A 12814-nucleotide genomic window follows, 5' to 3' on the forward strand; every position below is an offset into this window, starting at 1 on the left:
GAGAAGTCCTGTCACTGTATGCAAGCGTGCCGACATCTGGCGAAGTTCCCGTACGGTACGGGGCGTAGACCGCCTGCCGCCCCGCGCCGCCCGCCGTCCCCGGGGACGGCGCACGGTGCTGCCCGCGAGGGCTTGTCGCCGGGTCGCGGTCCGCCCTGTCAGTGCGGCGGTCCACAATGGTCCCCGTCAGTTCCCCGCCTCGGTAATTGAAGGAGCCGCAGCAGCGATGGCCCGCCGCAGCACGAAGACCCCGCCGCCGGAAGACTTCGAGGAGCGCATCCTCGACATCGACGTCGTCGACGAGATGCAGGGCTCCTTCCTCGAGTACGCCTATTCGGTCATCTACTCGCGGGCTCTGCCCGACGCCCGTGACGGTATGAAACCCGTGCACCGGCGCATCGTCTACCAGATGAGCGAGATGGGGCTGCGGCCCGAGCGCGGCTATGTGAAGTGCGCCCGCGTCGTCGGCGAGGTGATGGGCAAGCTCCACCCGCACGGCGACTCCTCGATCTACGACGCGCTGGTCAGGATGGCCCAGCCGTTCTCGATGCGGCTGCCGCTGGTCGACGGGCACGGCAACTTCGGCTCGCTCGGCAACGACGACCCTCCGGCCGCGATGCGTTACACCGAGTGCAGGCCGGCCGCCGCCGCCGCGCTGATGGTCGAGTCGATCGACGAGGACACCGTCGACTTCGCGCCGAACTACGACGGCCAGGAACAGGAGCCCCTGGCGCTCCCCGCCGCGTACCCCAACCTGCTGGTCAACGGCGCCTCCGGGATCGCGGTCGGCATGGCGACGAACATGCCGCCGCACAACCTGGGCGAGGTGATCGCCGCCGCCCGGCACCTGATCAAGCACCCGGCCGCCGACCTCGAAACGCTGATGCGCTTCATCCCCGGCCCCGACCTGCCGACGGGCGGCCGGATCGTCGGTCTGACCGGCATCCGGGACGCGTACGAGAACGGCCGCGGCACCTTCAAGATCCGCTCCACCGTCTCGGTCGAGACCGTCTCCGCGCGCCGCAAGGGCCTGATCGTCACCGAACTGCCCTTCACCGTCGGCCCGGAGAAGGTGATCGCGAAGATCAAGGACCTGGTCGGCGCGAAGCGCCTCCAGGGCATCGCGGACGTCAAGGACCTCACCGACCGCTCGCACGGCCTGCGGCTCGTCATCGAGATCAAGAACGGCTTCAACCCGGAAGCGGTGCTGGAGCAGCTCTTCAAGCTGACGCCGATGGAGGAGACCTTCGGCATCAACAACGTGGCGCTGGTCGACGGCCAGCCGCTCACGCTGGGCCTCAAGGAGTTGCTGGAGGTCTACCTCGACCACCGTTTCACCGTGGTGCGGCGGCGCAGCGAGTTCCGCCGCGGCAAGCGCCGGGACCGGCTGCATCTGGTCGAGGGGCTGCTGACCGCGCTCATCGACATCGACGAGGTCATCCGGCTGATCCGGTCGAGTGACAACTCCGCCGAGGCCAAGCTGGCCCTCGTCGAGCGCTTCTCGCTCTCCGACATCCAGACCCAGTACATCCTCGACACTCCGCTGCGCCGGCTGACCCGCTTCGACCGCATCGAGCTGGAGTCGGAGCGCGACAGGCTGAGCGCGGAGATCGCCGAGCTCACCCGGATCCTGGAATCCGACGCGGAGCTGCGCAAGATGGTCTCCACCGAGCTGGGCGCGGTGGCCAAGCAGTTCGGCACCGACCGGCGCACGGTGCTGCTGGAGTCCGGCGGCTCCTCGGTCTCCGCCGTCCCGTTGGAGGTTCCGGACGACCCGTGCCGGGTGCTGCTCTCCTCCACGGGCATGCTGGCGCGCACGGCCAACGGCGCGGCGTTCCCGGCCGACGGGGAGACCAAGCGCGTCAAGCACGACGTGATCGTCTCCGCGGTGCCGGCCACAGCCCGCGCCGAGGTGGGCGCGGTGCTCTCGACCGGCCGGCTGCTGCGGCTCCCGGTGATCGACCTGCCCAAACTCCCCGAGACGCACGCCGCTCCCAACCTGTCGGGCGGCGCGGCGGTCTCCGAGTTCCTCTCACTGGCCGACGGCGAGCGGCTGATCTGCCTGATCACCCTGGACGAGTCCTCGCCGGGGCTGGCGATCGGCACTGAGCAGGGCATCGTCAAGCGGGTGGTCCCCGACTACCCCGCCAATAAGGACGAGTTGGAGGTCATCGGCCTGCGGGACGGTGACCGCATCGTCGGCGCGGTCGAGCTGCGCACCGGCGAGGAGGACCTGGTCTTCATCACGGACGACGCGCAGCTGCTGCGCTACCCGGCAGGACAGGTACGGCCGCAGGGCCGCCCGGCCGGCGGCATGACGGGCATCAAGCTGACCGACGGCGCGAAGGTGATCTCCTTCGCGGCGGTGGACCCGGCGTCGGACGCGGTGGTCTTCACCGTCTCCGGCTCGCACGGCACCCTCGACGACTCGACCCAGACGGCCAAGCTCACCCCCTTCGACCAGTACCCGCGCAAGGGCCGGGCGACGGGCGGCGTGCGCTGTCAGCGCTTCCTGAAGGGCGAGGACTGCCTGATCTTCGCCTGGGCGGGCGCCACTCCGGCCCGCGCGGCGAACGCGAACGGCGTCCCGGCCGAACTGCCGGTCCCCGACCCGCGCCGCGACGGCTCGGGCATCCCGCTGGACGCGCCGGTCTCGGTGATCGCCGGGCCGGTCTGACCGGTAGGGCATGCCGGTGCGCTGCGCCGGCGCCGGTCCGACCGGTACGGAAGCGAGGGCGGGCCGGGCGAGCGGCTCGCCGTATGAGCTGTGGTCGTACGGACTATGGCTCGGCCGGGGAGAGGTGCGCGACGGCGGGATGCTGTCGCGAGCCTCTCCCCGACCGCTCACGGCACCGGCTGCGGCGGGGGCGGTCCCGTGTAGCGCGCGGCGGGGCGGATGATCTTGCTGTCCTCGGCCTGTTCGAGGATGTTGGCGCACCAGCCGACCACCCGGGCCGCCGCGAAGGTCGGTGTGAACATCTCGCGGGGCACCCCGCACAGCTCCATGACCACGCCCGCGTAGAACTCCACGTTGGTGTGCAGTTCGCGGCCCGGCTTGAGTTCGGCGAGGATCGCCTCGACGCCGGGATCAGGCGCCGTACGCCTTGGCGAGGCCGTCGTCGCCGCTGTTGCGCACATGCGACTGGGTGACCGAGGAATTGGTGACGCCCTTGCGGAAGTTGAGGCCGTCCGCGGTGACATCGCGCATCCGGGTTCCGGTGATCCTCAGGTTGTCGAACGGCCCGTCCAGCCAGAAGGCGCGCTTGGTGTGCTCGATCCACAGGTTCGAGACGGTCGAGTCGCTCAGCGCGCCGCCGACCCCGTTGACCTGGTCGCTGTCCACCCGTTCGGTGGTCTCGCCGAAGACCGCGAAGTCCGAGAGATGGACGTTCCTGCTGCCACCGCCCTCCTCCGCGTACTTGCCGTAGAAGCCGCGCCCTTGCCGGTCACCGTCGGGTACCAGAGGCCCGCGCCGTTGCGCATTCTGCGTATTTCCGCATATTTCTGCGTCTTTCCGCCGAACCCATGCGCCCCGGCGCCGACGCGCACGGTTGCGACCACCCCGCGGGTTAGGCTCGCCTTCGTGAGCACGTGTGCGACCACCTCCCGGGAACTGTCCGAATCGCTGGCCGGCACGGCGGCCGTCGCCCGGACCTGGCTCCTGATCGAACAGTCCGGCCCCTGGGGCGCCAAGGCGCTCACCTCCAGCCACCTGGACCCCGCCGTCGGCCGGGCCCTGGAAGCCGCCGCGGACGGCACCGGCGTACGCGTCGCGCTGATCCGCCGCCCCGGCCGACACGCCGACCGCCGCACCCCGGCCCGGCACCGCGCCTTCCTCGCGCACACCCTCCCCGGCCGCTCCTGGATCCGTACGACCGTGCTCCGCGACCCCGGCGAGCTGCCGGCGCTCGACTTCACCGCGCTCGGCGCGGGCCGGCACGGCGGCCTGTGGAGCGCCTACACCGGCGACCCGCTCGCCCTGGTGTGCACCAACGGCAAGCGCGACCGCTGCTGCGCGCTGCTCGGCCGGCCGCTCGCCGCCGAGCTCGCGACCGGCGGCGGCGCGGAGGTGTGGGAGGTCACCCACCTCGGCGGCCACCGCTTCTCCCCCACTCTGCTCGTCCTGCCGCACGGCTACGCGTACGGCCGCGCCGACGCGCGCGGCGTCAAGAACGCCCTCGACGCCGCTCGTCAGGGCCGGGTCGTCATAGACGGCTGCCGGGGGCGCTCCGCATGGGACCGCCCCGCGCAGGCGGCCGAGCTGGCCGTCCGGGAGCTGACGGGCGAGGACCGGGAGGAGGCGGTGCGGGTGGCGGTGTCGGTTCCGGCGTCCGGCCCGGTGTCCGGCCCGGTGTCCGGCCCGGTGTCCGGCCCGGTGTCCCTTACGGGGCCTGACCCTGTGGCCGGCGCGCCGTCCGTCCCGCCGTCTGCCGCGCCGTCCGTCCCGATGTCCGCCGCGCGGCCCGTCGGGGTGGCTGGGGTGCTGCCCTCGGCGTCCTCCGCCGCGCCCGCCTGGACCGTCACCGTCGAGCACACCGACGGGCGCGCCTGGCACGTCACCGTCGCCCAGGGCGCCGCCGAGCCGCCCCGGCCGGAGAGCTGCGGCGCGGCTCTGGGCACCCCGGCGCGGATGGACGTCCTCACGGTCCGGGCGACGGCCGGGACGTCGGCGGGCTCATCGGCCGACAGCCCGTCCTGACCCGCTCCTTCCGATCTACCCGCCCTGATCCCCTTCCGGCCCCCCGTCCCGCCCCTGCCCCGATCCGCTCGGCCGCGCCCCCTGTCGTGCGCGTTCCACCCGCGCTACGACAGCGGGGGCACCAGGAGAACGGGGCGGAACCGCAGGAGCGCCGACACGGCTCGTGACAGACAGCTCGTGACAGAAAGTCGGAATGTCGCTCCACTCCCTTTACCCTTCGTTCACATGAGCGAATCGGAATCCACCGTTCCCAGCCGGGACGGTGCGTGGCGCGGCGACGAAAGAGGCAGCAGGATGCGCATCGGCTGGCCCCGTCGTGTGTTCTCGCAGGTCCTGCTGATGCAGCTGGCCATCGCCACCGGCGTCACCGCGCTGGCCACCGGTCTGTTCCTCGCCCCGCTCAGCGCCCAGCTCGACGACGAGGCCATGCGCCGGGCGCTCGCGATCGCACAGACCACCGCCGCGCGGCCCCGGCTCGCCGAGACCCTGCGGGGCTCCAGCCCCACCCCCGAGGGGCCCGTCCAGGCCGAGGCGGAGCGGATCCGCCGCACCACCGGCGCCGAGTACGTCGTGATCATGGACGAGCACGGCGTCCGCTGGTCGCACACCGACCCCGGCCAGATCGGCCGGATCGTCTCCACCGACCCCACCGACGCCCTGGCCGGCCGGCAGATCATGCAGATCGACAACGGCACGCTGGGCCGCTCGGCCCGGGGCAAGGTCCCGCTGCGCGACGACCACGAGCGGATCGTCGGCGCGGTCTCCGTCGGCATCGCCTACGAGAGCGTCCGAGACCGGCTGCTCTCCGCCGTCCCCGGCCTGCTCGCCTACGCGGGCGGCGCGCTCGCGGTGGGCGCGCTCGCCGCCTACCTGGTCTCCAGGCGGCTCCAGCGCCGGACCCACGACCTGGCCTTCTCAGATATCTCCGCGCTGCTGGCCGAGCGCGAGGCGATGCTGCACGGCATCCGCGAAGGCGTCGTCGCGCTCGACCGGCGCGGCCGCATCCGGCTGATGAACGATGAGGCGCAGCGGCTGCTGGACCTGCGCGCCGAGGACACCGGACGGCGGCTGGACGAGGTGCTGCCGCCGGGGCGCACCACCGACGTGCTGACGGGGCGGGTGACCGGCGCGGATCTGCTGACCGTCAGCGGCAGCCGGGTGCTGGTCGCCAACCGGCTGCCGACCGATGACGGCGGCGCCGTCGCCACCCTCAGGGACCGTACCGAGCTGGAGCGCCTCGGCCGCGAGCTGGACGGCACCCGCGGGCTGATCGACGCCCTGCGCGCCCAGGACCACGAACACGCCAACCGGCTGCACACCTTGCTGGGACTGCTCGAACTGGGCCTGTACGAGGAGGCGTCGGAGTTCATCACCGAGACCGTCGGCGTACACCGGGCCACCGCTGAACAGGTCGCCGAGCGCGTCCATGACCCGCTGCTCGCCGCCCTGCTGGTCGGCAAGGCCGCCGTCGCCGCCGAGCGCGGGGTCGCGCTGCGGATCGGTACGGACACGCTGCTGCCCGACCGGGTGGTGGACCCGCGCGAGCTGGTCACCATGATCGGCAATCTGGTGGACAACGCGCTGGACGCGGCGGCCGGTTCCGCCGAGCCGCAGGTCGAGGTCGAACTGCGGGCGGAGGGGCGCACGGCGGTGCTGCGGGTCCGCGACAGCGGCCCGGGAGTCCCGGCCGACCACCGCGAACTCGTCTTCGCCGAAGGCTGGTCCACCAAGGAGCCGCCGGCGCACGGGCAGCGCGGCATCGGGCTGGCCCTGGTGCGGCGGCTCGCCGAGCGTCAGGGCGGCAGCGTGCGGGTCGGCGACCGGGAGGGCGGCGGCGCGGAGTTCACCGTCGTCCTGCCAGAGACGCTGGCCGAGGCCGCGACGGGGGGTGGGGGCGGGGGTGAGGACGGGTCCGGGGCCGGCAGCCTGACGGCGATACTGGACGGCACTCCGCCCGAAGCCCTCCCCGCAGCACGGGCCGAGCCCCGCACCGACCGACGGACGGACCGGCCGACCGGGCCTCTCGACGAGCCGCCGCTCACCACCCCGGGAGAATCACGATGATCCAGGTACTGGTCGTGGACGACGACGTACGGGTGGCCGAGATCAACGCCGCGTACGTCGCCAAGGTCGCGGGGTTCCGGGTCGCCGCCCGCGCGCACTCCGCCGCCGAGGCGCTGGCTGTGATCGAACGCGAGCCGGTCGACCTCGTGCTGCTCGACCACTACCTCCCGGACGAGACCGGGCTGGCCCTCGTCCAACGGCTGCGCCGACAGGGCCACCACACCGACGTGATCATGGTGACGGCCGCCCGCGACATCGCCACCGTCCAGGCCGCGATGCGCTACGGCGCACTCCAGTACCTGGTCAAGCCGTTCACCTTCGCCGGCCTGCGCTCCAAGCTGGAGGGCTACGCGACGTTGCGGCGCACCCTCGACGGCGGCGGCGAGGCCGAACAGTCCGAGGTGGACCGGATCTTCGGGGCGCTCGGCGGCTCGAACGCCGAACCCGCGGAGCTGCCCAAGGGCCACTCCGCGCTCACCGCCGACCTCGTGCGCCAGGTGCTGCGCGCCGCCGAGGGCCCGCTGTCCGCCCAGGAGGTCGCCGAGTTGTCCGGGCTCAGCAGGCAGACGGCCCAGCGCTATCTGAAGCTGCTGGAGCGGGCGGGGCGCATCCGGCTCTCACTCAAGTACGGCGACACCGGCCGCCCCGAACACCGCTACGTCTGGGGCGCGTCGGGCAGATGACGCCGCTGGGACCGGCGGGCACAGGCCCGGCCGGCGGGCCCAGCGGGGTCAGGCCGCCTCGTCGGATCAGGCCGCGCCGGCTCCCGTCAGCGCCCGCACCTCGGTCTCCGCGTGCTTGGCCACGTCCGCCCGCTCCCGCGAGGTGACCGTGCCCAGCCACCCGGCGAAGAAGCCGAGCGGCACGGAGACCAGCCCCGGGTTCTGGAGCGGGAAGAGGTGGAAGTCCAGGCCGGGGAAGATCGCCTCAGGGGCCCCGGAGACCACGGGTGAGAAGACCACCAGCAGCACGGCCGGGATGAGCCCGCCGTAGACCGCCCACACCGCGCCGCGCGTGGTGAAGCGCCGCCAGAACAGCGAGTAGAGCAGCGCGGGCAGATTCGCCGAGGCGGCGACCGCGAAGGCCAGGCCGACCAGGAACGCCACATTGAGGTTCTGCGCGAGCAGCCCCAGACCGATCGCGGCCCCGCCGATCCCCACTGCCGAGACCCGCGCGACTGCGACCTCGCTGCGCGGCTCGCGGTCCGTACGGCGGTGGAACGAGGCGTACAGGTCGTGCGCGACCGAAGCCGACGAGGCGAGGGTGATCCCGGCGACGACCGCGAGGATGGTCGCGAAGGCGACCGCCGCGACGACCGCGAACAGCACGGTCCCGCCGGTCGATCCGGCGCCGCCGCCGAGGTCGAGGGCGAGCAGCGGCACCGCCGTGTTCCCGGCCGCGTTGGAATTGCGCACCGTGTCGGAGCCGAGGATCGCGGCGGCGCCGAAGCCGAGCACGATCGTCATCAGGTAGAAGCTGCCGATCAGGCCGATCGACCAGACCGCCGAGCGGCGGGCGGCGCGCGCGGTGGGCACCGTGTCGAAGCGGGACAGGATGTGCGGCAGCCCGGCGGTGCCCAGGACGAGCGCGAGGCCCAGGCTGATGAAGTCCAGCCGGGCCGTCCAGTCGCCGCCGTACCGCAGCCCGGGTGCGAGGAAGGCCCGCCCGTGGCCGCTGCGGTCGGCAGCCGCGCTGAGCAGGGCGTTGAAGTCGCCGTGGAAGCGCAGCAGGACGAGCACGGTGAGCGTGACCGCGCCGCCCATCAGCAGCACGGCCTTGACGATCTGGATCCAGGTCGTCGCCCGCATGCCGCCGAAGGCGACGTAGACGACCATCAGCGCGCCGACCCCGATCCCCGTCCAGGTGCGGGCGCTCGGGCCGGAACCGCCGAGCAGCAGGGCCACCAGACTGCCCGCGCCGACCATCGGCGCGACCAGATACAGGACCGAGACGACGACCGACGAGGACCCGACCGCGATCCGGACGGGACGCTCCCGCATCCGGGCCGCGACGACGTCGGCCAGGGTGTACCGGCCGCAGTTGCGGACGAGTTCGGCCACCAGCATGAGGACGACGAGCCAAGCGACCAGGAAGCCGACGGAGTACAGCAGCCCGTCGTATCCGAAGAGCGCGATGAGCCCGGAGATGCCGAGGAAGGAGGCGGCGGACATGTAGTCGCCCGCGATGGCGAATCCATTCTCCATCGGGGAGAACAGCCGCCCGCCCGCGTAGAACTCCTCCGGCGAGCCGTGCCGGTTCCGGCTCACCCAGGTGGTGATCCCCAGGGTGACGGCGATGAACGCGCTGAACAGCAGCAGCGCCAGGGTCTGGTGGTCACCGGTCAACGGAGTTGCTCCCCTGTCGTCGGCGCGCTCGCCCGCGCGGTCGTCTGCTGAGCCGCCGCCTGGTGAGCCGCGAGCCGCGCCGACTGCTGGGCCGACTGACGCGTGTGCATGGTCACGACCCATCGGAGATCGAGCGCCGCCCGGTCCCGACGCAGCCGCGCGTGGCGCGCGTACGCCCAGGTGAGCAGGAAGGTGGTGGCGAACTGGCCGAGCCCGGCGAGCATCGCGACGTTCACCACGCCGGTCACCGGACGGGCCATCAGGCCCGGAGCGGTGGTCGCCGCGATGACGTACGCGAGGTACCACGCGAGGAAGCCGATGACGGTGGGGACGACGAAGCGGCGGTAGCGGCGGCGCACTTCCTGGAAGGCGGCGCTGTTGTGCACTTCGAGGTAGATATCGGCGGCGGAGTCCGGGGCGGAGGGCGCGGGAGCGTGCGCGCCAGTGTGCGTACGGACGTTCGCGCCGGAGTTCGCCGGGGAGTTCGGGCCGGCGGCCGGTCCGGTGTGAGCGGCCGGGCCGGCGTGAGGAGCGGGCTCCATACGGGCGGCACCGCCCCCGGCGGCGGCCCGGTACACGGCAGGCGCATCCGACCAGGAGGCCCCTGCGACGGGCTCGGAGGCCCGCGAGGTCCCGGACGGCTCCGCAGCGGCGTCACGGCGCCGTTGGGGCGCGGGCAGGGGGGCCACCACGAGGCCCGGCACCGGGGCAGTCGCCCAACCCGGCACCGGAGGAGCCCCGGACGGGGCGGACGGCGCGACCGCTGCGGATTCACCCGAATCCGCCACCTGCGACGACTGCTCCACCGGTGACGGCTGCGGTACCTGCCGCGTCCTCGGCAGCAGCGGCTGCTGCTGCGACTGCTCCGATTGCGGTGGTTGTGGCGGCTGAGCCCCTTCGTCGGCGGGCTCACCGACGGACTCGCCCAGCCCCGAGGCGATCACGTCGTACCAGGGATCGTCCAGCCGAACCGTTCCGGCATCACGCCCGTCGTGCTTCTCCACCGAACTCTCCTTGTTCCGCGGCCTCATTGGCCGCGTGCTCAAGGATGGACAGAGCGGGAAGATCCAGGACTCTTCAATACCTCGGCTTCACCCCATTAGGTGACGGACGTACCGGGCGGTTGTGCGAGGCCGTGCAGATACGCGTAACGCATCGCCTGGGAGCGGTCGCGGACACCGGTCTTGGCGAAGAGTTTGTTGATGTGCGTCTTCACGGTGGCGACGCTGACATGCAGCGCCCGCGCGATCTCCGGGTTGGACAGTCCCTCGGCGACCAGCGACAACACCTGCGCCTCGCGCGCGGAGAGCCCGTCCGGCAACTCTCCCGGCAACCGCCCGGCGGACGGCGCGGACGGACTTGCGGCCAGTGCGTTCACTCCGGCCGGGGCGTCCGGACCGGAGAGCCGCTCCAGCAGCAGCCGTTGGATCCTCGGCGACAGCCCGCCCTCGCCCGACATCACGGCCGCCACGGCCCGTACGATCTCGTCGCCGCCGGCGTCCTTGGTCAAATAGCCGCGCGCACCGGCCCGCAGCGCGGGGAAGATGGAGTCGTCGTCGGCGTAGGTGGTCAGCACCACGACCTGGGTGGCCGGGTACTCGGACCGGATCCGGCGGGTCGCCTCGACGCCGTCGCAGCGCGGCATCCTGAGGTCCATCAGCACCACGTCCGGGGCGCGTTCGGCGACGAGCCGCACCGCCTCCTCGCCGTCCGCCGCCGCCCCGACGACCTCGATGCCCGGCAACAGCCCCAGCAGCATCACAATCCCCTCGCGGACCACGGTCTGGTCATCGGCCACGACCACACGCGCCGTCTTCGCCACCGTCATGCCGGCACCCGCAAGCGCACCACGAGACCCTCCTCGGCAGGGCCGGACTCCAGCGATCCACCGAGCAGTTCGGCGCGCTCCCGCATCCCCAGCAGACCGTACCCGGCTCCGGACGATCCGAGATCACCCGGCGTTCCGTCACCGCCCCAGTCCCGCACCTCCAGGCTCACTTCGCCGTCCAGGTAGTCGAGCCGCAGTTCGGTGCGGGCTCCCGGCGCGTGTTTGCGGACGTTCGTCAGCGCCTCCTGCGCGACCCGCCGCACCGCGAGCCCCGCCTCCGGCGGCACCCGACGAGGCTCCCCCACCGCCGCGAAGGCCACCCCCTGGGACTCGGTCAACTCCCGGAGGAATTCCTCGACCGGGGTCATCTCACCACGCAGCGCGGACAGCGCCTGCCGGGTCTCGGCCAGCCCCTCGCGCGCCATCCCGCGCGCCGCGACCACCCGCTCCAGGATCTTGTCCCGATCCGCGCCCCGCTCGATGAGCAGCCGCGCCGCCTCCAGGTGCACCATCTGCGCGGACAGGCTGTGCGCGAGCACGTCGTGGATCTCGCGGGCGATCCTGGCGCGCTCCGCGAGCGCCGCCGACTCGGCCTCGGCGGTGCGCGCGGCCCGCTCCTGGACCAGCATCCGCATCGTGTTCCCGCGCGCCTCCGCGTCGAGCCGCAGGACGTATCCGGCCAGCGCCAGTCCGGCGGTGGTCGTCAGCGTCGTCAGCCAGGCGTCCGTGTCGACCAGTGCGTAGGCCGACAGCGCCACCAGCGTGCAGGGAATCGCCGCGGCGATCGGCAATCGCTCCATCGCCGTGATCGCCAGCGCGCACCAGAGCACGGTCGCCACGAGTACCGCGTCCGCCTGCTGCGCGGCCAGCGCCGCGCCCATCAGCAGCGCCAGCAGCGTCACCGAGGGCCACAGCCGGTGTTCCACCGTGAACCGGTAGAAGCCCCAGGCCGCCGCCGCGCAGCCGATGATCACCAGCGCGGAGACCGCAGCGTGCCACCCCTGGAACGCCACGCCGGACAGCGCGCTCCACAGCACCCCGCCCAGCAGCAGGACCCGCACGGCCCAGCTGATCGCGCGTCGGGAGCGCGCCATTCCCGCCCGGGAGAGCGCCTCCCGGGAAGGCCACTCGGTCCAGATGCTCGTGGGCACGTACGGTCCCTCCGCCTCTGCCATCCCGGCTCAGCCGACGGCACTGACACGGTACGACGGCGTGGCCGAGCGGGCCCGCCGGAGCAGCAGGCCGGTGCGCACCAGCAGTGTCGCGGCCAGTGCGAGCAACATCCCACCGCGGCCCTGCTGAATCCCCGCCAGCACGCCGAGCCCGTACGTCCCCGCCCGCACCGCTATCCCGCCGAGCCAGACCGCCGCGGTCGCTCTGGTCCCCCGCGACCACACGGCGCCGTCCGGCGTGGTCCACACCCTGGCGCTCCACGCCCAGGCCGCCCCCATCGCCACGCCCGTCAGCACCTCGGCGGCCAGCAGCCCGACCGCCCACGCCTGCTGCCCCGGGTCGATCAGCCCCGGCTCCCGGACCGCCAGGAAGACGAGGACGGCCGGCAGCACCCACCAGCGCTTGTCGTCGGCCACCAGCTGCGGCTTGAACTGCCGCGCGAGCACCAGCCCCACCACTGCGACGATCACCAGGACATCGGTCATACCGGACATGAGCTGGGCCTCCACAGCGCGACGAACAGCGAGAGCGAACTACGCATTCGACGTTATGGGGCCCGGCCGCCGGGCGAATCGGCGCAGGGGTTGGCTCCGGGTGGATCACGGGTGGAAAAAGCCCCTCCACCCACGGGTGGAGGGGCTTTCACCGACCCGACAGAACGGACCCAGGGGACCCGGAGACCCGCAGGCCCGGCGGACCCTCAGG

At 72.8% G+C, this 12814-nt stretch carries 10 protein-coding genes and 1 pseudogene; 4 read left to right on the plus strand and 7 right to left on the minus strand.

Annotated elements, in window-relative coordinates; translation table 11 throughout:
* Positions 1–226 precede the first annotated feature (226 nt).
* On the plus strand, positions 227–2677 hold the full coding sequence (locus QMK28_RS05790) for a DNA gyrase/topoisomerase IV subunit A (protein WP_326435900.1): 2451 nt from the start codon (positions 227–229) through the stop codon (positions 2675–2677).
* A 167-nt stretch (positions 2678–2844) separates the two neighbouring features.
* Here QMK28_RS05790 and QMK28_RS05795 read toward each other — a convergent pair.
* Together QMK28_RS05795 and QMK28_RS05800 are read right to left on the minus strand one after the other, a co-directional pair.
* Positions 2845–3081, minus strand: a pseudogene (locus QMK28_RS05795) (citrate/2-methylcitrate synthase); the annotation flags it as partial.
* A 7-nt stretch (positions 3082–3088) separates the two neighbouring features.
* On the minus strand, positions 3089–3343 hold the full coding sequence (locus tag QMK28_RS05800) for a hypothetical protein (protein ID WP_326435901.1): 255 nt from the start codon (positions 3341–3343) through the stop codon (positions 3089–3091).
* A gap of 240 nt (positions 3344–3583) precedes the next feature.
* Here QMK28_RS05800 and QMK28_RS05805 point away from each other — a divergent pair, with 240 nt between their 5' ends.
* From QMK28_RS05805 to QMK28_RS05815, 3 genes are all read left to right on the plus strand, one after another.
* Positions 3584–4699 (plus strand): sucrase ferredoxin, encoded by a 1116-nt coding sequence (locus tag QMK28_RS05805; RefSeq protein ID WP_326435902.1) that lies wholly within the window; start codon positions 3584–3586, stop codon positions 4697–4699.
* Positions 4700–4993: 294 nt separating this feature from the next.
* A complete protein-coding gene (locus tag QMK28_RS05810) occupies positions 4994–6763 on the plus strand; it encodes a sensor histidine kinase (protein WP_326435974.1) in 1770 nt (589 codons plus the stop codon).
* Entirely contained in the window at positions 6760–7446 is a 687-nt protein-coding gene (locus tag QMK28_RS05815; protein WP_326435903.1) for a response regulator, read from the plus strand. The genes QMK28_RS05810 and QMK28_RS05815 overlap by 4 nt, the downstream gene beginning before the upstream one ends.
* A gap of 66 nt (positions 7447–7512) precedes the next feature.
* Here the strand turns inward: QMK28_RS05815 and QMK28_RS05820 are convergent, their stop codons facing one another.
* The 5 genes from QMK28_RS05820 to QMK28_RS05840 all read right to left on the minus strand — a co-directional run bounded on the left by QMK28_RS05820 (position 7513) and on the right by QMK28_RS05840 (position 12603).
* Positions 7513–9108, minus strand: a complete 1596-nt coding sequence (locus tag QMK28_RS05820; RefSeq protein ID WP_326435904.1) for a solute symporter family protein — start codon at positions 9106–9108, stop codon at positions 7513–7515.
* Positions 9105–9650, minus strand: coding sequence for a DUF485 domain-containing protein (locus QMK28_RS05825; RefSeq protein WP_326435975.1), 546 nt, complete (start codon positions 9648–9650; stop codon positions 9105–9107). The genes QMK28_RS05820 and QMK28_RS05825 overlap by 4 nt, the downstream gene beginning before the upstream one ends.
* 557 nt (positions 9651–10207) lie before the next feature.
* A complete protein-coding gene (locus QMK28_RS05830) occupies positions 10208–10936 on the minus strand; it encodes a response regulator transcription factor (protein ID WP_326435905.1) in 729 nt (242 codons plus the stop codon).
* The gene (locus QMK28_RS05835) at positions 10933–12087 is read right to left on the minus strand and encodes a sensor histidine kinase (protein WP_326435906.1); all 1155 of its coding nucleotides are present in this window, start codon (positions 12085–12087) and stop codon (positions 10933–10935) included. Before QMK28_RS05835 ends, QMK28_RS05830 begins: the two co-directional genes overlap by 4 nt.
* A 30-nt stretch (positions 12088–12117) precedes the next feature.
* Positions 12118–12603: a DUF1453 domain-containing protein gene (locus tag QMK28_RS05840; protein WP_326435907.1), complete on the minus strand. Its 486-nt coding sequence runs from the start codon at positions 12601–12603 to the stop codon at positions 12118–12120.
* Positions 12604–12814 lie beyond the last annotated feature (211 nt).

The sequence above is a fragment of the Streptomyces sp. H27-D2 genome (genome assembly GCF_035828615.1).
In the GTDB taxonomy this organism is placed as follows: Bacteria; Actinomycetota; Actinomycetes; order Streptomycetales; family Streptomycetaceae; genus Streptomyces.

Coding starts and splice junctions, on each gene's coding strand:
- QMK28_RS05790 (WP_326435900.1), top strand. CDS start 227: ATGGCCCGCCGCAGCACGAAGACCCCGCCGCCGGAAGACTTCGAGGAG.
- QMK28_RS05810 (WP_326435974.1), top strand. CDS start 4,994: ATGCGCATCGGCTGGCCCCGTCGTGTGTTCTCGCAGGTCCTGCTGATG.
- QMK28_RS05830 (WP_326435905.1), bottom strand. CDS start 10,936: ATGACGGTGGCGAAGACGGCGCGTGTGGTCGTGGCCGATGACCAGACC.
- QMK28_RS05815 (WP_326435903.1), top strand. CDS start 6,760: ATGATCCAGGTACTGGTCGTGGACGACGACGTACGGGTGGCCGAGATC.
- QMK28_RS05825 (WP_326435975.1), bottom strand. CDS start 9,650: ATGGAGCCCGCTCCTCACGCCGGCCCGGCCGCTCACACCGGACCGGCC.
- QMK28_RS05840 (WP_326435907.1), bottom strand. CDS start 12,603: ATGTCCGGTATGACCGATGTCCTGGTGATCGTCGCAGTGGTGGGGCTG.